We start from the raw sequence: 18,600 nt of genomic DNA, 5'->3' as shown, positions 1-18,600 counted from the left end.
AGGGGGCGTTTTGTGCGCTTGCAGGGCCTTCAGGGTCGGGTAAAACCACACTGCTCAATCTGATGGGCGGGCTGGAGAACTCGAACAAGGCGAAATTATTCTGGACGGAGAAACAATCACCAGGCTGTCCCAGTCAAAACTTAAAGAGCCGGAGACGCTCTTTTTACATCTCCGGTATGGTCAACCTGGATTATTCCTGGATATGGGTCAATAGGAACTGGTACGGATATGTGGAACTGTATTACAACGGACTTTCCGACAATGATCACAGCCAAAAACTGCTGGACCCGGCAGTTTCAGATCGCCTGGACAGAGGCGAACTTTTTGCTTTGGGCAGATGGTATGCCAGTGCCAATGTCAACCTGGAGATCCATCCCCTGGTCAACGCATACATCAACATCACCCCCATCGTCAACCTCCACGATGGATCAGGCATGTTGTTACCCCGGGTTGTTTATAATTTTTCCGACAATGTTAGTATCACCATGATCGCCCTTTTAAACTGGGGCGCACCCGGCACAGAGTACGGCGGGTATGTCATTCCGGAAACCGACTTGACCACGCCCCCCCCCAATATCAGGTCTATTCCTGAAATTGCAGGGCGTTGAGCTGAAGGGTTAAAGGCCGGTCCTCTTCCATCTCTTTTGAAAATCCGATGGCCCCCGGATTTCTGAACCGGTCAGGACAGGCACAGGCCGCCACCCAATCCTCCCTGATCGCCTTGAACACCTTAAAGGCGTTGGATTCCAGGTCAACAATGCTTTTTTCCATGACCAGTTCCAGGCGTCCTTTGCGTTCCTCAAGGTGCATAAGCCGGGCAATGGGGATACCGGCCGGCTGCCACTGGTCAATCTCTTTTTCCAGGTTGATAATGGCCGCCATCTGGCCTGTGGCACCGCCTGCAATCAGATGAAAGGCCGTAAGTCCTAAGTTGTAAGCATAACAACAGTCAAAATAGGTTGGATCAGTGCCCCGGCCGTCATACCCGTAAAAATGGGTCTGAATTTTAAATTCGGCCTGGGACTTTTTAAATATGTTTACAAAAATCTGTGGGGTTTCTTCTTCAGAATCCAGCATACCCGCATTGACCAGGGCAAGCTTCAGAGTTTTAAGGGAGATGATATCCGGCTTGACCAGTACATATTTATCCTGGGGGTTCTTAAATAATGTTGGGGCAAACAATTCGGGATCCATGCCCGCATCATCCATAAGCGAAACATAGTCATCCCGAAGAATACCAACCTTGTACCGCCCCTGCTCCCGAAGCACATCCAGATACTCTTTAACCATGTCCATAATGATCTTCTCGGTTTCAACCTGGGAAAATTGGAAATTGCCGTGAAGATCCCTTTCCACCAGAAGCCCTTCTCTGAAAAACCCGGGCAGCTGGTTGAACAGTTCATCATCCCGGATATTCCATATGGGAAACCGGCCCTTGTCCATCATGCCCTGGGAAATCCTACGCAGATAATCCAATTTTTCGTTCAGGGTGGGAAATGACCTGTGGAAATCCAAGTCATGGATTCTATTATAATCTGCAATAATTTTATTGAGTTTTGTGATGAACAACTGGATTTCATTGATAAACTCCAGGATGCCTTCGGGAATGATCATCAGTCCGTAATTTTTGCCGAATGCGGCCCGCCGGACAATAATGTCACAGATCATCCGGGACAGATGGCGCAGGGTCATCCCATAGGCGTTATAATCAATCTGTTCGCCCTGCTCCCGGGCCTTGGACATACGCTCCTGGTCCACATAGTCAGCTAACTCTTCACCGATCAAGGCGATATTCACATGGGTCTGAAGCGCTGTCTCCAGCGTAAGATGGCTTGCCACCCGGCCCATGACCTTGCATACATGCCAGTATTTAATGTCGGAGCTGCCGTCATTGGCCAGATTGGCAATATTTTGTGCAAAAGCCCGGGCCGCAGAATGAAATCCAAAGGAGGTGGCGCACAAGACCTTGCCGTCTTCTGTTTTTACCTGGATATCGCCGTCAATGGTTTTAGGTATACCAATGACTTTTATCCCTGAGGATTTGAAATGCTGGGCCAGAAAAGCGGCGTTGGTATTAGAATCATCCCCACCGATGATCACCAATGCATCCAGCTTCAATCCCTTGCATACAGTCAGGGCCAATTCCATTTTGCTGCCGGAATCAATTTTGGTCCGCCCGGTTTTAATCATGTTAAAACCGCCCATGTTCCGGTGGGTGTCCACCAACCCTGCAGTGATCTCAATATACCGATTTTCAAGCATCCCTTCAGGCCCTTTTATGAACCCGAACATCTTTGACGCGCTGTTGAAACGTTTCATCTCATCAAAGATGCCTGCAATTACATTGTGCCCACCCGGAGCCGGACCACCGGAAAAAACCACACCGATATGTCGCGGCTTTGAAAATCCCAACTTTACATTTTCATCGGGGTTAGGATTTATAATCACCTGCTGTACGCGATTATTGATAATTCCCGGCAGCATACGTTCGGCCTCGGTATCTTTCAAAAAACGGTATTCATTCAATGTCTCAAGAGATGTATGTGATTCATTAAAAATATCTATTTTTTCAGGAGAAAACCGTTGTCTTGCCAGGGCTTCCTTGCTGTCCTCATTCATGGTTTGAATCGCCTGGACCCGCAGGTCGGAGGGGATATTCAGGGTGTTGTATTCCATTATTACTCCAGATTTTTTTACTGTGCCATAACCTGATTTCGACCATTTTCCTTTGCCTTGTATACAGCCATATCTGCCCGTTCAAATAAATCCGTTGGGGACGTATCACCTTCCTTGATGCAGGAAACGCCAATGCTGACCGTAACCCTAACGGCTTGCTCTTTATACAGGAATTCAATTTTTTCTATGGTCTGACGGATTTTTTCCGCAACCTTCATTGCACCCTTTGTATCTGTCTCGGGCATAATGACAGCAAACTCTTCGCCGCCATACCGGGCAAGCATATCACTTTTTCTTAATAAAGGCTGGGTCCGTTTAATAATTTCCTGCAGACACCTATCACCAATGGCGTGTCCATAGGTATCATTAATATTTTTAAATTTATCCGCGTCAATGACCAAAAGGGAAAAAATATTTTTATACCGCAGAAACCGGTCCATCTCCTCCCCAATTTTCTTGTCATAGGCCCTGCGGTTTTTGGCACCGGTCAGTTGATCCTCGTTGAGTTTTTTCTCCAGCGCTTCGGAATATTTTGTGGCAGCCTGCAACTCTTGCTTGAGTTTTGCAAATCCAGAGGTAAAGGAGGTCTTGCTTTTTTTAGCCAGCCGACTAATGGCCTGGTCCACTTTCTGCTTTTTCTGCAATGCCTTTTCAATGGAAGAAAGCCCCGTAGAAATCTTTACCCGTAAATCATCTAGACTTTCAGCCGCATCAAATGAATTTTTGATCCCAACCATTTCGTTATTTAAGATGGATTCAAAACCCTGATTTGAGGAAAGCAGAGAACTTGTGTGCTCATAGGAAGAGGCCAGTCTCTTTTCAATTTCAAAAATCCTTGCCACGATATCCCGGATAAAGGCATTCACCTTTTCCCGATCCTGGTTAGTTTCTGAAATATAATTAAAAATAAGAGAAAAGATATTTTCCCGAACCTCTTCAAACTCTTGTATTTCTTCTATCTTAATCAGATTTGAAGTAATTGATTCCAATTTTCCGGTATATTTTTTATCCAGGTTGGATTTCAAATAATTCACCACATCCTGGTAACTTTGCCTGAGATTGTCCAGCACCTGATTTTCGGATGAATTTTTCCGAAGAGAGGAAAAAAAACCTTTCTTTTTTTTGGCAACAGCAGGTCCGATATCTTCCTGGATCATGGCGGTTTTGATCTGACCGAAAATGTACTCAATTTTAGCCGGGGAAGCTTTTTTCCGCATGGCCGCACCCAGCTGGTTGCAGGCGTTCCCCAATGCCGTTCCATCCCGGGAAAGCACATCTAAAATAATGGGAAAATACCTTCTGTAAAGGCTATCAAGATTTCCATACTGTGCCTCGACGGCATCCAGTTCCTTGAGCAGGCGATCCTTCTGGGTTCTTAATTTAATTATTTCAGCTTGTAATTGGTCAGTTTTATCGTCGCGTTGTTCGGCCATAATGTATCCCCAAATTTAAACGACTTATAATGGTTGCTTACTTTTAACCAGTGAGACAAGGAAAGTAAAGTTAATTTAACAGACCCAAGGCTTGATTGCGTCTGCTAAAAATTGTAAAAGATGCCACATATTAACCCGGATTTTAGCCGATTGGCAAATCAGGATTTAAAATCAACAAATTAAGACACATGATTAGGAACTCGGAAAAAATAAATGCTACAGACTTTGCGCCGGGTCCCTAAAACCCAATGAGGAGATACAAGGGTGGTATTCAGCTTTTTTAAGAAGAGAAAGAAAACCCCTGAGACAGAACCCGTTTCAGAAAAAAATAGACCCCAAGAAGAGCCAAGTTCTCCGGAACCTTCTTTGCAACCAGACATAGGACCGGACTTGCGGTCAGATGAATCTAAAAAGGCAAAGGACTTTGTGGGGGAAAAGCCGGTCTTGCCCGGGGAATCCGCCATGGATAAGGCACCGGCGAAGGAACCTGAGCCGGGTATAGAACCGGATATAGACCAGCAAAATGTCCAGACTGAAGAACCGGTTCAAAAAAAGCCAGAAATCAACGAAGGTACAGGACTGCTCTCAAAACTTAAATCCGGTCTGGCCAAAACCCGGACTGTTTTAAATACGGATGTCACAGAACTGTTCTCCTCGGCCAAATCCATAGATGACGACCTGTTTGATAATCTCGAAGAACGCCTGGTCACCTCTGATCTTGGCATTGACATCACCATGGACATGATGGCGCGGATCAAGAAAAAAAGCCGTGGTTTGTCCACGGCTGATCAACTTCGTCAGGTGCTCAAAGATGAGTTGCTCACCCTTTTCCATGAACCCGGCCCCCCTGCCCCATCCATTCCCACACCCTATGTCATCATGATGGTAGGTGTTAATGGAACCGGCAAAACAACCACACTTGGCAAACTGGCCATGAAATATAAAGCCGAAGGCAAAAAAGTCTTGATTGCAGCGGCAGACACGTTCAGGGCCGCAGCCATTGAACAGGTTGAAATCTGGGCCCGGCGCGCCGGTGCGGACATTGTCAGGCACAAAGAAGGGGCAGACCCTGCCGCAGTTGCCTACGATGCCGTTGAGGCGGGCATGGCAAGGGGGGCAGATGTGGTGCTCATTGACACGGCAGGCAGGCTGCACACCCAGAAAAATCTCATGGAAGAGCTAAAGAAGATCAAGCGCTCTGTGGATAAAAAATACAAGGGTGCACCCCATGATGTAATGATGGTCATTGACGCCACCACCGGCCAAAATGCCCTTTCCCAGGCAGATATTTTCCACAAGGCCGTGGGACTAACCCAGATGAGTGTCACCAAACTGGACGGTACAGCTAAGGGTGGGATTGTGGCAGCAGTGTCATCCACCATGAAGTTGCCCATTGCCTACATCGGTGTGGGTGAGGCCATCGAAGATCTGCAGGAATTTGATGCAAAACGCTTTATCGATGCGCTGTTTGATGACTGATTCTAAAACTCAAAAAAATCCAGGGATGGCTTCTCCATATCCACATAGATCATCCGGCTGTCTCTGGACTGATTTTTTCCAAAAAGGATATTGAGCACAGCCATCATCTGAAATGATGCAATAAATGCCGGAGACAAAACCGGCGTACCTAAAAGGTGTTCGGCTGAACAGGCGTTTTCCTGGCCGCCATAAAGCGTTTCCATACGCCCATCCAAGGGATGGATGACCATCACCCGCCCCCCGAATCCGGCAACGGCCCCATGTACCAAAGGTAAACAGCATTTACCGGCAATGGCAGCCAGGGTCAATCTGTCACCTGGTGTATCAAGGGCATCAACAATCACCTGGACATCTGCAAACAGATCATCCTGAGTCTGACCCTTCACTGCAATTTGATGGGCCGTAATCTGTACAGCAGGATTGATCAGGCGACAGCATTCTTGCATCACCTGGACCTTGGGATAGCCCAAAGTATTTTGCCTTGCAAAAACCTGACGGTTGAGATTAGTTTCATCAAAAGCGTCCGGGTCAAAGATGTGAAGCGCGCCGATTCCCAGGCGGCAAAGGCCTTCTATAACATAGCCACCAAGGCCGCCTGCGCCAACCACGGCCACTTGGGACGTTTGCAGGGTGATTTGCTGTTTTAAAGTGATGGAAGGCATGTTGCGAAGATAACGCAAAGGCACAATACCCTTTTCCATGCTTTGCAGATACATCTGATGCAACGGGATATTCAAAATTTGAGACAATTCCAGAAGGTCCTGTTCACAAATGACGCGACAGCTTTCACCCCGGCTGTCTTTTTCAATCCGTGCCCTGGATTCCAGTGAATGATCCGTTGGCATCATCCGCCCCCAATGGGGGGAAAAATTCCCACACGGTCTTTGTCTTTTAGAGAAGAATCCAGGGACACGCCAACCCCATTGAGAAACACCAGCTTAATCTCTTGCTCAGGGACACCTAAACGCTGGACCGCATCCCGTATAGTGGCAGGGCCATCAAAACTGAGACAAGCGTCAGCATCCATCTCCCCATGGCTGGCATAGGAAGCAAGCGTGGCAAAAAGTCTGATTTCTATTTTCATTTAATGCTGTCCGGTTTTTCGTCTGATTCTTTATTGGGGGAAGAGACAAGCCCTAAAAGAAGTCGATATGGCCCGGGGGTACCCGGCGGCAGAGCCCCAATCCGGTCACCGTCATGAAGCAGGGTGTCAAGGGGGGCGATCTTCCCGTTAACAAATACCCCTTCAATCTCCTGGGGCGCTATTCCCAGACCGTCTAAAAGATCCTTTACACATTGACCGTCCTCTAAATCAAGAACAGCATTTACACAAGGAATATTTTGCGCTTTAAGTTTTTTCTGTAAAAATGAAAACGCATTAAAAAGTACACTGGTCATGTGATTTACAACCACCTAAAATAAAAAATTTCCGGGGCAGACTATACGGCATTGCCCCGGAAAACGGTTAAAACAAATTAAAATTTTACGGCTTCGGCAAGTTCCTCATCTGTGAAATCCCAGGTGGTATTGTGCGGGGCAACCTCTTCCTTGAACATATCGGGCAGACGGTCATCCTTTGGGGTGAAACCGGCCCGGCGGTTAAATTCCAGCTCATCTTTTAGAATGGAAATACCGAGGCTTGCTACATCATCAACCACAAGACTCAGGCCATACCTTGCATTGATCATATCCACAACCATCTGCAGACCTTCGGGATTGTCAAGTATCGGAAAGGCCACGAACAAACACAACCCAGCAGCATCAATGGCTGCGGTGGCGATCTGCAGGGTCTTGGAGGTTTCCACGTTATTGTCCTTTTTCAACGGATCAATGGAACCGCCCACGCCTAAAATATTCTGGCACACACCGTATCCTGCGGTATGATCTGCGCCCATAGTGGATGTAGCATATGTAACACCTACGGCTTTGACCGCTCTTGGGTCATAGGCCGGCAGTGCCTGGCGTTTTACCACCGGCACCCGATCAATGCCTAGGGCCTGACCGGTAAAAGCGGCACCGTTTCCGATAATTTTGCCCATGGGATCGCCTGTACCCACTTTTCTAAGCAGTTCTATGGCCGCTTTGCCGTCTCCCCAGGGAATAATGCCAGCTTCCATGGCAATGCCTATGGCCACACCCGTATCAATGGTATCAACGCCAAAATCGTCACACAGTCTGTCCATCATGGCAATATCATCCAGATCCTTGATCAGGCAATGGGAGCCAAAAGCCCAGATGGTCTCATATTCAAACCCCGAGGTGAGGTAGTTATTGTCCTTGTCATTGTAAATCTGAGAACATTTGATCACACAGCCCGGATGACACCCTTCCGCAGCAACTCCACCGCGTTTTTCAATGTTGGCTGCCATGGTTTCGCCACTGATATCCTGGGCATATTCAAATCGTCCGGTCCTGAAATTCTTGGTCGGCATGGCACCGGCTTCGTTAATGACATTGACCAGAACGGCGGTACCGTAGATAGGCAGACCCTGGCCTGAAACCGGATGAGACGTAAGCAGTTCCACCCATTTTTTATTGGCGGCCTTAAAGGCTTCTGGGTCATGGAGTGGCACACGGTCCGTACCTTTGTCATCCACCACAATGGCCTTGATCTTCTTTGACCCCATTACGGCCCCAAGACCACCGCGACCGGCTGCCCGGCCAGGATGTCCCTTGGGATCGGCAAACTGGATGGATGCCGATGTCAGGCGCTGTTCCCCGGCAACCCCGATACTTGCGGTGGCCACACGTTTTCCAAACCGGTCCCAGAGCTTTGTGATCATATCCCCGTTGCATACACCCGCATATTCGTCTGCGGCAAGGAACTCAACACTGTCTTTTTTAATAACAATCATGGAAAACCCGTCATCTTCAGGTTTATCCTCCAAAACCAGGGCTTTAATCCCGAGGCGTGCCAGTTTCTGGGAAACAAGACCACCGCTGTTACTCTCTTTAATGCCGCCGGTCAACGGAGATTTTCCACCCACGGAAAGCCGTCCTGAGTTGGCAGCAGGAGAGCCGGATAACAACCCCGGTGCAAAGACCAGTTTGTTATACTTGCTTAAAGGGTGGGATGTGGCAGGGACTTCATTTAAAATCATTCTCGACGTCAGGGCACGTCCGCCAAGATTTGCAATATCTTCGGCCGGTGTTTCAAATGAATAGGTTTTTTCCCTGGTATTTATTCTTAATATTTGTGACATGAGGTGCTCCTTGATTCTATCTTTTAATCGGCCAGCCTTTTTCATAATTATCTGTTTAAAAAACGTGGCCCTGTTCTACACTGTCTTCTATATTAAAATTTAGAAAATTCCATGTCAACTATTTAAAATCATTAATATTTTATAAACTTCAACACCACGGAGAATAAGTTATTTTTCAAGATCAGGGGTTGATGTAAATAGGCGTTAAAAGAAATATCTAACCTATACGGACAAATTCCGACACATGTGATTTAGGTATTTTCAAGAAAAAAGCTACTCAAGCTCTTCTTTAAAATCGCTTATCACAGGTGTAATCATTTTGAGTTTTTCCACCGAAGCAATGTGAATAATCGCATCGCCCTGGTGGACAAGCGGTAGATTAAGACGCCCGATAACCATACCGGAAACATCAGAAAACACCTCAATCTCATCCCCGCCAAAAGGATCTGCAATGAAGCCGATACGGGTATTTTTAGTGATCCGGCTTCCAAGGGGCTTTTCCATATGCAAAATACCACTGGCAGGGGCACGAACCCAGTAGGAATCTTCGACAAACAGGGTTTCTATTATTTTCTTTTTCCGGGCAGGTCTGGACAGCATACCTATTATCGTCATGGTCGCTGTAATTCCCCGGACACCTGCTTTAATCGCCACTTCATCGAATCTAAGCGCTTCTCCTGCCTCATAAAGAACCGTGCTCACATTCTTGTCAAAAGCAGCATGACGCAAGGAGCCATCCCTTATTTTTGCATTTATAATTGCCGGGACTTGAAATGCTCTTGCCATTTCCATAGCCTGCTCATCATCAAAGTTTACCCGAATTTGGGGTAAATTCTCTCTGTGATTGGAACCGGCATGCAAATCAATACCATAATCACAGCGCTGAACAATCTCTTTCATAAAGGCGTTTGCAAGCCGGGAGGTTAAAGAACCTTTTTCAGATCCTGGAAAATAACGATTCAGATCCCTTCGGTCAGGAGAATAACGTGAGTTATGTATAAACGCATAAACATTCACAACAGGAACAGCCAGCAAAGTACCTTTTAGCTGATTAAGCTTTTTTAAACCAAGTAAACGACGGATAATTTCAATACCAATAATTTCATCCCCGTGAACCACACTTGAAATAAACAGAGTTGGCCCGGATCTTTTACCGTGGATAACATGAATGGGCATGGTCATTGGGGTATGGGTGTATAATCGGGGTACAGGAATATGAATAGTCGCCCGAGTCCCTGGTTTTACAATGGTATCAGCAATAGTGATCTCAGTTTGCATCCCAAGCCTTTCTTCAGTTGTCATTAGCGACCCTAATCTTCCTCTTGGATAGAATTGCCTTCATAATCGTTCTCACGATTCACCGCTTCTTCTGCAACGGGCAAATCAGGTAATGCCTTAACTTTTGATTTTCTTTTCTTTCTGATCCTTGCCGGAATAAGTTCTTTCATGGATTCAAGTTTCCCAAAGCACAAAAGCCTGTCATCGGCTTCAAGTTCTCTTTGGGATCGTGGGTTTGGAATGACTTTGGCATCGCGGTACAAGGTTAATACTGAAATATCCTTTTCCCTTAATCCGGAATCACAAATTTTTTTTCCGATATAATCAGAACCTTCAGGTATATATATTTCAGCAACACCATAGCCTCGACTGACAGTCAGTCGCTGGCGCAAATCTATCTCGGGAAAATTAACCTTGGCACTGATATAATCAATAATGGCACCTGCAATATCTAATCGAGTACAGCCCTCAATACCCTCAAGACCTGGTGAAGAATTAACCTCTACAATCTGAGGACCGTCTTGACTCTCAAGTAAGTCTACACCAGCCACCTGAAGACCCATGATCTGGGCTGCACGAACAGCAGTCTCCCGGTAGGATTCATCTAACTCCACCGGTTCTGCATAACCGCCCCTGTGAATATTACTTCGAAATTCCTGTCCTCGAGCCACCCGGCGCATGGCACCCACCACCTGATCCCCGACGATAAAGGCACGAATATCACGACCTTTACTTTCAGATACAAACTTTTGAATAAGTACACTTTGCTTCTGGCTTTGTAATAACTCAACGATTGCCGCAGCAGAACTTACCGTTTCTGCCAGCAACACACCAATGCCCTGGGTCCCTTCTATCAATTTGATAATTACAGGGGCCCCGCCGACTCGTTCTATGGCCGGGAGGACATCTCTTTTATCCCGAACAAAGGTTGTCTTTGGAATGCCAATACGATGTCGACTAAGCATCTGCAGGCTGCGAAGCTTATCCCGGGATCTTGAAATACTTGCCGCTGTGTTGGCACAAAATATATCCATTTGTTCAAACTGCCGGACAACGGCAGTACCGTAATAGGTAATGGAAGCACCAATGCGCGGAAGAACGGCATCGTAACTTGAAAGTTGCTTTTGCCGAAAATATAAATCAGGATGGCCCTGTTCAAGATCAATGGCAAACTTAAGCGTATTAAGAATTTTAACCGTATGGCCACGCTGCTCAGCAGCTTCCTTTAAACGACGAGTGCTGTAACATTTTAGATTCCGTGAAAGAATGGCAAGTTTCATATGATTTTCCTTTTATGGCAATTGAATGCCCTATATATTTTTTTTATTCAATTTCTTCTTTTGGGGCTTGCCGCCATAATAAGACCCCGCAGCATCAACAAAAAATTTTTTACGAAACGCCTGCCGACCAAGTAACATTCGAAAGCCCATGGCATCCCGGTTAGACAGCGTAAGTTCTATAGACCAGAGTTGGTCCAATATTGCGATACGGGTTGCAATAACCGGCCTCATTTCGGCAACACCGCTTGAACTTCGAACAGATCTAAAATCTATAACCTTGGCTTCAACATTTACTTTATTAGCTGTTGAGTCCTGTAACGGGTTGATTTGAAACCGTACCCATTTTTCTCCATCACGCTCAAATAGCCTTTGATTTATGGCGTGCACAGAAGATGACCGGGCTCCTGTGTCCACTTTTACTTTAATTGATGTAACACCTAAATCAGGAAGTGAGACCCACTCACGCCATCCAATAACAGGTAAAAGCGGTTTAGTATTGATTGCCATATTATTCCAGTTCAAAAATGGGGTTGACTAAATTAAACCAAATTGAAAAAAGGGATTTTGTAAATTACCAGAAACAGAATAGAAAAACAATTTTTATGCAACGGTGGGGGGCATTCATCATCCGCATGAGATTGCCTTTTGGGCTGTGACCTAAGTCTTGCAAGCTGCATTGAGATGTCATGCTCGCACTGGAAAGAAATGTCAGGGATTTGGAAAAAATAAATACCACAGATTTTGTACAAAATGTTTCTTCGTAATATAGGCCCGGCCCAGGACGCATATTGAGATATATGTCCTTAGGACCGCAGATGAAAGAACTTGAACGAAATGGCTTGCCTTTTGGCCCACCGACTTCGTTGCATCAAAGGTCTAATAGGCCTCAATTTAACCTTTAATGCGCCTTGTAGATCAACCAAAATTCGGCGTTATTTCTACCCAACTTAGTTAATCTGCAGTCCTTAATCCCCGCCGCCAAGCAATTCTATAAGCCTGGCTTCATCCCAAACAGTGACGCCAAGTTCTTCGGCCTTGGTAAGTTTTGAACCGGCCTTACCGCCGGCAATAACAATATCGGTTTTCTTTGATACCGAACCTGTGACCTTTGCACCTAAGGCCAGAAGCTTTGTCTTGGCCTGATTTCTTGTCATCGATTCAAAACTGCCTGTCAGCACAATGATTTTTCCCCTAAACGCGTTATCCTTTTCATCGGCTTCACCGTACAGATCATTGATAATGCAGACACCGGCATCAAGTATATGCTCCACCGTTTTAATATTTTCTTCAATGGAGAAAAATCCGGTGACAGCACGGGCTGTGGTGTCACCCATGCCATGAATGGTACTAATGGTCTGTGTATCTGCAGCCATCAGCGCATTAAGATCCTCAAATGTTTGGGCCAGAAGCCGGGCCGCATGCTCACCTGTATGATCAATACCCAAAGCAAAAATAAACCGTGAAAAAGGAATCTTTTTGGACTGCTCAACCGCAGCAATGATATTATCAGCGGACTTTAACCCCATACGTTCAAGCCCTGCCAGGGTATCCCGGTCCAGATGAAAAAGGTCGGCAAACGAATTTACAAGTTTTTGATCCACCAGCTGTTCCACCAGTTTTTTGCCAAGCCCGTCCATATCAAACGCTTTTTTGGATACAAAATGGCGGATACGCTCCTTGATCTGGGCACTGCACTCAATATTGATGCATTTAACGGCAACTTCTCCGTCAAGGCGTCTTACCCTGGAACCACATACCGGACAGATGTCGGGCATCACAAACACGGTCTCTTCGCCGGTACGGGCCGCAGGAATAATTTTCACTACCTTGGGGATCACGTCCCCTGCCCGTGTGATCAATGCCGTGTCATTGATGCGGATATCTTTTCGTTTAACCTCATCGGCATTGTGCAGGGTGGCCCTGGAAACCATGACACCGCCGATATTCACCGGCTCAAGTTCCGCCACAGGGGTCAGGGTGCCGGTGCGGCCCACCTGGACCGTGATATCCAATATTTTGCTGGTCTTTTCCATGGCCGGGAATTTATAAGCAATGGACCATCTGGGACTTTTAATTTTTTCACCCAGGGCCTGCTGGATTAAAATATCATCCACCTTAATCACCATGCCGTCGATGTCATAGGCCAGTTCAGGACGAAGGCTTTCCAGATACTTGAAATTTTCCAGCACCTGTCGGATTGAGATACTTTTTTTGATAAGCGGATTCACCGGAAACCCCAGATCAGAAAGGTATTCAAGCATCAAAGCCTGGGTGGAAAAAACAAGACCGCGCACCATACCCACACCATAAACAAATATGGTCAAAGGTCGCTGGGCTGTTATCTTTGAATCCAGCTGACGCAGGGAACCTGCGGCCGCATTTCGGGGATTGGCAAAAACAGATTCGCCTTCATTGATGCGGCGTTGGTTAAGCATTGCAAAATCTTTATGCCGGATGATTACCTCTCCGCGCACTTCAATAAAATCGGGGACAGTTGTTTTATTGTCTTTCAGACGCAGGGGCACGGACCGGATGGTCCTGATATTTTCCGTAATCACCTCGCCGGTGTATCCGTCCCCACGGGTAGTGGCCAAAACCAGCACCCCGTTTTCATAGGTCAATTCCACAGCCACGCCGTCCAGCTTGGGTTCTGCCGTATAGGTCAGGGTATGGGCCCCGGAAATTTTCAGACACCGGGCATGAAAATCCAGGATTTCCTGATCATTAAAGGCATTGTCCAGGCTGAGCATGGGGACCGAATGGGGAGCCGTGTGAAAGGCGGTCAAGGGCGGGGCCCCGATGCGGCGGGTGGGGGAATCCCCAGTGACAAGCTCAGGATAACGAGTTTCAATGTCAATGAGTTGCCGCAACATCATGTCATAGGTCTGATCATCAATGACAGGATCATCCAGCACATGATAGCGGTAACTGTGTTCCGTCAATTCCCGGCGCAATTTTTGCGCCTCAATTCGGCATGTCTCAAAATCCATGGGCAAGTTTCCCTGTCAATGCCATGGCAACGCCACAGGCCTGTTTACGCATAACTTTAAACCTTTTCTTATTAAAACCCGGGTCCCAGGCACCGTCTGCCCGGCCAAGGCTGTCGGACACCACAAGTAACGCGGCAATGGGAACTTTCCTGAACGCAGCGGCTGCAAACAGGGCCGAGCACTCCATTTCCACGGCACAGGCCCCGTTATCCTTGTACCAAGACACTTTTTCAGGTGTTTCCCGGTAAATGGCATCCGTGCTCCAGATGGTGGCATGGGTATAGGACTCAAGCCCGGCTGCGCCAAGGGCAGCAGCAAGCGTTGCGGTAAGACGGGCATCAGCTTTAACCGCCGGCAGGGGCCCCGACAAATCCATATAATGCCGGGATGTTCCCTCATCCACCAAGGCGTTTTCCACCACCACCAGATCACCCGGGAAAAAATCCGGAGAAAGTCCGCCACACCAGCCAAGAACAATAACGGCCCTGGCCCCCTTTGCAATCAATGACTCCAGCAGCATCACCCCATAGGGCGCCCCAATATAGGGACCTGTTACACTCATCCCCAAAGGGGCTTCTGGTTTAACCAGCAAACTGCTGTTAAAAAAAGCGCGGGACTGCCACTTGCCAAATCCCTGGCGGATCAGTCCCATGTCCGGGTCCGCGCTAACCATCAATGCAGCCGGCCCCACGCTCTTTGCTTGTCTTTGCCCTAACGGCGGAACAATTGAAGGGCTATTCAGGTCCGACCATGTCGGATAACTCATCTTTAACCTCATCAATAATGTCATACAGCCACATGACATCTTCCACAGAGAGCCGACCCGCCTTCATGGGCGCCCGGTCTGAGCCGTCCTTTTTCTTCAAAATTCTGGGGCCGACCTGTAGTTTGGGTTCACCCTGACCATACTGCATAATGGAGATGATCAATCCGGTTTCCTCATTTTTCCACTCGGCTATCTTTTTATCCTGTTCGGGATCATATCCTGCCATATTTTGTCTCCTTATATTTATTAATGAACACAAATTCCTTTGGGGTCGATGGCCGTATCCAGTACCATTGCCCCCTCTATAGGATCAAGAATTTCCTGCCACTGTGTTTTCAGCTTATCAATATCTGTTTCCTCCCCAATAGCCCACAGACACCCCCCGCCCCCTGCACCTGTGAATCTGGCCCCGCAGCCTTTAGCCTTTGCTGATTCCCACAGCTTTATACCGGTATTATCCAGCACATCCGGGGTGATTTCACAACGAATGGCGGTTTCCCGGTTCATCAATTGTGCGGCCTCTTCAAAGGAAAAAGCACCCAAAGCACGGGTGAACTGCCGTGTAAGACGGGTGATCTGTTCAAATGCATCATAAGCCCGGCCTGATCTAAAATCATTCACCCAGCGGGAGTTAACGTCACTGGATTCATGGGGAATGCCGCAATAGGCTACCAGAAGATGGTGATTCAATTTTTCTATTTTTTCATGGGAATCAAACACCGGGCAGCGCAAAAATTCAGGGCCTTTTTGCCCAAATCTCCATTCCCACAGGTTCACCCCGCCAAATGCGGCAGCCGTCTGGTCCTGGATCCCGCACAGCACCCCTGCCACGGCGCCTTCCAGATAATGGGCCAGCCAGGCAATATGTTCGGGATTGATCTGTTTTTCCAAGGCGGTGTAAACGGCGGCAATAATGGCCACGGCAGCACAGGAAGACCCACCAAGGGCACTTCGGACGGGCGATTCCGATTCAATGTGCAGATGCACCCCATGGGCATTAAAATATTGAAAAATCGCAAACATCAGCCCCATGGGACCGTCCCATCCTTTGTCATCCCGGCTGCGGTCAATGGTATCAAAACCCTTGGAAGAAATTTTAATCCGCCCTTGTTCCCCCGGCGATAGATAAACATGGGTGCGCATGTCAAGGGCCAGGTTCAAAGTCGCCGGCTTAAGGTCTGCCAGGGGCAGATAAAAGGTGGAAATATCCAGGGTACCGCCGAAATCAATGCGGCAGGGGACACACACATGTATCTGTTTTTTTTCAAGTATTGGTGCAAGATTCATATTTCAGATCTCATTTTGTATAAAAAATTCAAACTATTGAAATGTCGACCGATATGAAAGGGAATAAAGGATTCAAGCAGGATTTCGCCCTCTTTGATGGCAATGGGAGAAAACTTAATACGGTCTGCTCGTGCCATCTCTACGGTATTGATCCAGGACAATTGCTTCAGGGTTCCCTTGGACACCCAACACCCCTGGGCTCGGCCACCGAAAGGTCCGGCAGGTTCCTGTGACCCTGGCATATTGCCTTTGCACTGTGGACAAACCACCCGCCCCGCTTTGAAATCAAACCAAAGCCTGGCCGAATCAATTGCCTCTATACCTGTACAGCAGGCATCGCACTGGTCAAGCCCAGGAGAAAACCCGGACAACCGCATAAAGCGGATCTGAAACAGCAGGCTGATCACTTCGGTGCGGATAAAGCCATCATCCACCATTTCAAGGGCCGTGTAGAGCAGTTCAAAGATATCGGGCTGGGCTTTACCCTCTTCCAGCCACTGGGTGACAATTTCCGTCCAGTAGGAGGCATAGGCCGTATTCACCACATCATACCGGATATGGGAAAACCCGTTTTCAAGGACCGTCTGACACAAATTGATCATGGCGTCCCTGTTTTTTTTGGGAAAGGCGCACTGGATATGATTCACCGAAAACAGATCCATGGCACCTGAAAATCTGCGCACGCTCTTTTTTGCGTTTTTTGCCATCACACAGATCTTTCCTTTGTCCCGGGTCAGAAAGGTGATGATCAGGTCATGGTCTCCATATTCAACTTTACGAAGCAGTATGGCGTCTGTGCTGAAATCGCCCATATTCTTATCAAAAACCAAGCAGCAGTTTTATAATCGTGAAATAGCAGTAAACGCTGATAAGGTCCATGGTGGTGGTGACAAAGGGACCTGTGGCCACAGCCGGATCAATACTGAGCCGCTGGAAAATCATAGGCACCGAGGTCCCCACAAAAGCAGCCACAGTCATGGAAGACAAAATTGAGCATCCAACGACCACGGACAATGCCCAAGAGAAGGATTCGGCCATAAAGGAGACCTTGGTCACAGCGGCAATCAAACCGCCATAGGTTATCCCTAAGAGAAAACCCACGCCAAGTTCCCTGGAAATGACCTTGACAAAATCCCGAATATTCACCCGGCCCGTGGCAATCCCCCGGACCACAATGGTGGCACTCTGGGTACCGATGTTACCCCCCATACCCATGATGATGGGCATAAAAGCGGCAAGCACTGTCAGCTGGACTAAAGTGGACTCAAACCGACCGATGATAAAAAAATTGGCGATTCCGCCAAGGCAGCTGGCAAACATCCAGGGCAGCCGGATCCGCGTACCTTTAAGAATGGATTGGGTCTCAACATAATCTTCGCCCACACCAGCCATTTTCAACATATCTTCGGTGGCGCTCTCATGCAGGATGTCGATAACGTCATCCACGGTCACAATACCGATAATTCGATTGTCATCGTCCACAACCGGTATGGCCAGAAAATCATACCGGGAAACCAGACGGGCCACAACATCTCTGTCCGTATAAGGCTTGACCGATACAATATCCGTGGACATGAAACTTTTAAGGGGTTTATCAGGGGATTCCACCACCAGCTGACGAAGGGAACTGACTCCCACAAGCTTGCCATAGTTATCTATCACATAGATGTAGAACGGCATCTCAACATCAAGATATTTGTTCTGCAGAGCTTCGATCACTTCCTTGGCCTTGACGTCTTCTTCCAAAGCCACATAATCCTTAACCATGAGGCTGCCGGCACTATCCTCCTCATAGCTCATGATCTGCTCAACATTGTACGATTCTTCCTTTTTCATTTTGGACAGAATCTTGTCGGACAGTTCCTCGTCCAGACATCCGAGCAATTCGGCAGCATCATCCGAAGGCATGTGGTCAAAAACCGTAACCAGTTTATCGAAGTCTACGATTTTGACAACCGCCACAAAGGTCTTTTCAGACAGGTGCGAAAACAGCAGGCCGATATCATCGGGATTGTCCAGCAGGTTGAACAACTTTTCCTGGTTCAGGGGGGTCAAATTTTCAAAAACAATGGACAGGTCTGCCATGTGGGTTTTTTTTATGATATTGAGCAGCTGCTTGTTGGCCCCCCGGCGCAGCAACCTTGTAATGCTGTTCTCAAGTATCAGAATTTGTTCTTTTTGCATGGATAAATTTCCTTTAGGCAGACC

General features: G+C 47.5%; 16 protein-coding genes and 1 pseudogene. 2 read left to right on the top strand and 15 right to left on the bottom strand.

What is annotated here, in order from left to right:
• Positions 1 to 47 precede the first annotated feature (47 nt).
• Positions 48 to 608 (top strand): annotated as a pseudogene (locus EYB58_RS11270) (hypothetical protein); the annotation flags it as partial.
• Here the strand turns inward: EYB58_RS11270 and EYB58_RS11265 are convergent.
• Together EYB58_RS11265 and EYB58_RS11260 are read right to left on the bottom strand one after the other, a co-directional pair.
• Positions 583 to 2,676, bottom strand: coding sequence for a 6-phosphofructokinase (locus EYB58_RS11265; RefSeq protein ID WP_111952923.1), 2,094 nt, complete (start codon positions 2,674 to 2,676; stop codon positions 583 to 585). The pseudogene EYB58_RS11270 and the gene EYB58_RS11265 sit on opposite strands and share 26 nt — an antisense overlap.
• 17 nt (positions 2,677 to 2,693) lie before the next feature.
• The gene (locus EYB58_RS11260) at positions 2,694 to 4,109 is read right to left on the bottom strand and encodes a GGDEF domain-containing protein (protein WP_111952920.1); all 1,416 of its coding nucleotides are present in this window, start codon (positions 4,107 to 4,109) and stop codon (positions 2,694 to 2,696) included.
• A 390-nt stretch (positions 4,110 to 4,499) separates the two neighbouring features.
• Between EYB58_RS11260 and ftsY the strand changes: the two genes are divergently transcribed.
• On the top strand, positions 4,500 to 5,588 hold the full coding sequence (gene ftsY, locus EYB58_RS11255; RefSeq protein WP_242637631.1) for a signal recognition particle-docking protein FtsY: 1,089 nt from the start codon (positions 4,500 to 4,502) through the stop codon (positions 5,586 to 5,588).
• 2 nt (positions 5,589 to 5,590) lie between these two features.
• On the opposite strand, the gene EYB58_RS11250 is transcribed toward ftsY, so the two are convergent.
• From EYB58_RS11250 to mgtE, 13 genes are all read right to left on the bottom strand, one after another.
• On the bottom strand, positions 5,591 to 6,436 hold the full coding sequence (locus EYB58_RS11250; RefSeq protein WP_111952914.1) for a ThiF family adenylyltransferase: 846 nt from the start codon (positions 6,434 to 6,436) through the stop codon (positions 5,591 to 5,593).
• Positions 6,433 to 6,672: a MoaD/ThiS family protein gene (locus EYB58_RS11245; RefSeq protein ID WP_111952911.1), complete on the bottom strand. Its 240-nt coding sequence runs from the start codon at positions 6,670 to 6,672 to the stop codon at positions 6,433 to 6,435. Before EYB58_RS11245 ends, EYB58_RS11250 begins: the two co-directional genes overlap by 4 nt.
• Positions 6,669 to 6,986, bottom strand: a complete 318-nt coding sequence (locus EYB58_RS11240) for a MoaD/ThiS family protein (protein ID WP_111952908.1) — start codon at positions 6,984 to 6,986, stop codon at positions 6,669 to 6,671. The genes EYB58_RS11245 and EYB58_RS11240 overlap by 4 nt, the downstream gene beginning before the upstream one ends.
• Before the next feature lie 77 nt (positions 6,987 to 7,063).
• Positions 7,064 to 8,791, bottom strand: coding sequence for an aldehyde ferredoxin oxidoreductase C-terminal domain-containing protein (locus EYB58_RS11235; RefSeq protein WP_111952905.1), 1,728 nt, complete (start codon positions 8,789 to 8,791; stop codon positions 7,064 to 7,066).
• 273 nt (positions 8,792 to 9,064) lie between these two features.
• A complete protein-coding gene (locus EYB58_RS11230; protein ID WP_111952902.1) occupies positions 9,065 to 10,093 on the bottom strand; it encodes a succinylglutamate desuccinylase/aspartoacylase family protein in 1,029 nt (342 codons plus the stop codon).
• Positions 10,094 to 10,101: 8 nt separating this feature from the next.
• Positions 10,102 to 11,349 (bottom strand): RimK family alpha-L-glutamate ligase, encoded by a 1,248-nt coding sequence (locus EYB58_RS11225; protein WP_111952899.1) that lies wholly within the window; start codon positions 11,347 to 11,349, stop codon positions 10,102 to 10,104.
• Between the two features lie 30 nt (positions 11,350 to 11,379).
• Positions 11,380 to 11,856 carry an ATP-dependent zinc protease family protein gene (locus EYB58_RS11220; protein ID WP_111952896.1) on the bottom strand — a complete coding sequence of 159 codons (477 nt, stop codon included), beginning with the start codon at positions 11,854 to 11,856 and terminating at the stop codon, positions 11,380 to 11,382.
• A 458-nt stretch (positions 11,857 to 12,314) separates the two neighbouring features.
• Positions 12,315 to 14,339: an NAD-dependent DNA ligase LigA gene (ligA, locus tag EYB58_RS11215; RefSeq protein WP_111952893.1), complete on the bottom strand. Its 2,025-nt coding sequence runs from the start codon at positions 14,337 to 14,339 to the stop codon at positions 12,315 to 12,317.
• Positions 14,329 to 15,105, bottom strand: a complete 777-nt coding sequence (locus EYB58_RS11210) for a nucleoside phosphorylase (protein WP_111952890.1) — start codon at positions 15,103 to 15,105, stop codon at positions 14,329 to 14,331. The genes ligA and EYB58_RS11210 overlap by 11 nt, the downstream gene beginning before the upstream one ends.
• Positions 15,074 to 15,331 carry a hypothetical protein gene (locus EYB58_RS11205; RefSeq protein WP_020587528.1) on the bottom strand — a complete coding sequence of 86 codons (258 nt, stop codon included), beginning with the start codon at positions 15,329 to 15,331 and terminating at the stop codon, positions 15,074 to 15,076. Before EYB58_RS11205 ends, EYB58_RS11210 begins: the two co-directional genes overlap by 32 nt.
• 20 nt (positions 15,332 to 15,351) lie before the next feature.
• The gene (locus tag EYB58_RS11200; RefSeq protein ID WP_111952887.1) at positions 15,352 to 16,392 is read right to left on the bottom strand and encodes a GHMP family kinase ATP-binding protein; all 1,041 of its coding nucleotides are present in this window, start codon (positions 16,390 to 16,392) and stop codon (positions 15,352 to 15,354) included.
• On the bottom strand, positions 16,389 to 17,204 hold the full coding sequence (gene recO / locus EYB58_RS11195) for a DNA repair protein RecO (protein WP_242637630.1): 816 nt from the start codon (positions 17,202 to 17,204) through the stop codon (positions 16,389 to 16,391). Before recO ends, EYB58_RS11200 begins: the two co-directional genes overlap by 4 nt.
• Before the next feature lie 7 nt (positions 17,205 to 17,211).
• Positions 17,212 to 18,576 carry a magnesium transporter gene (gene mgtE, locus EYB58_RS11190; RefSeq protein WP_111952881.1) on the bottom strand — a complete coding sequence of 455 codons (1,365 nt, stop codon included), beginning with the start codon at positions 18,574 to 18,576 and terminating at the stop codon, positions 17,212 to 17,214.
• Between the last annotated feature and the right edge of the window lie 24 nt (positions 18,577 to 18,600).

Source organism: Desulfobacter hydrogenophilus (assembly GCF_004319545.1).
Taxonomy (GTDB): Bacteria; Desulfobacterota; Desulfobacteria; order Desulfobacterales; family Desulfobacteraceae; genus Desulfobacter; species Desulfobacter hydrogenophilus.
This window is presented reverse-complemented; position numbering and strand designations above follow the sequence as displayed.

What these genes read in the sequence shown, in the direction of transcription:
- EYB58_RS11205 (WP_020587528.1), bottom strand. Translation starts at nt 15,331, where the DNA reads ATGGCAGGATATGATCCCGAACAGGATAAAAAGATAGCCGAGTGGAAA.
- recO (WP_242637630.1), bottom strand. Translation starts at nt 17,204, where the DNA reads ATGGGCGATTTCAGCACAGACGCCATACTGCTTCGTAAAGTTGAATAT.
- ligA (WP_111952893.1), bottom strand. Translation starts at nt 14,339, where the DNA reads ATGGATTTTGAGACATGCCGAATTGAGGCGCAAAAATTGCGCCGGGAA.
- EYB58_RS11200 (WP_111952887.1), bottom strand. Translation starts at nt 16,392, where the DNA reads ATGAATCTTGCACCAATACTTGAAAAAAAACAGATACATGTGTGTGTC.
- EYB58_RS11250 (WP_111952914.1), bottom strand. Translation starts at nt 6,436, where the DNA reads ATGATGCCAACGGATCATTCACTGGAATCCAGGGCACGGATTGAAAAA.
- EYB58_RS11260 (WP_111952920.1), bottom strand. Translation starts at nt 4,109, where the DNA reads ATGGCCGAACAACGCGACGATAAAACTGACCAATTACAAGCTGAAATA.
- EYB58_RS11230 (WP_111952902.1), bottom strand. Translation starts at nt 10,093, where the DNA reads ATGACAACTGAAGAAAGGCTTGGGATGCAAACTGAGATCACTATTGCT.
- EYB58_RS11220 (WP_111952896.1), bottom strand. Translation starts at nt 11,856, where the DNA reads ATGGCAATCAATACTAAACCGCTTTTACCTGTTATTGGATGGCGTGAG.
- EYB58_RS11210 (WP_111952890.1), bottom strand. Translation starts at nt 15,105, where the DNA reads ATGAGTTATCCGACATGGTCGGACCTGAATAGCCCTTCAATTGTTCCG.
- mgtE (WP_111952881.1), bottom strand. Translation starts at nt 18,576, where the DNA reads ATGCAAAAAGAACAAATTCTGATACTTGAGAACAGCATTACAAGGTTG.
- EYB58_RS11235 (WP_111952905.1), bottom strand. Translation starts at nt 8,791, where the DNA reads ATGTCACAAATATTAAGAATAAATACCAGGGAAAAAACCTATTCATTT.
- EYB58_RS11245 (WP_111952911.1), bottom strand. Translation starts at nt 6,672, where the DNA reads ATGAAAATAGAAATCAGACTTTTTGCCACGCTTGCTTCCTATGCCAGC.
- EYB58_RS11265 (WP_111952923.1), bottom strand. Translation starts at nt 2,676, where the DNA reads ATGGAATACAACACCCTGAATATCCCCTCCGACCTGCGGGTCCAGGCG.
- EYB58_RS11225 (WP_111952899.1), bottom strand. Translation starts at nt 11,349, where the DNA reads ATGAAACTTGCCATTCTTTCACGGAATCTAAAATGTTACAGCACTCGT.
- EYB58_RS11240 (WP_111952908.1), bottom strand. Translation starts at nt 6,986, where the DNA reads ATGACCAGTGTACTTTTTAATGCGTTTTCATTTTTACAGAAAAAACTT.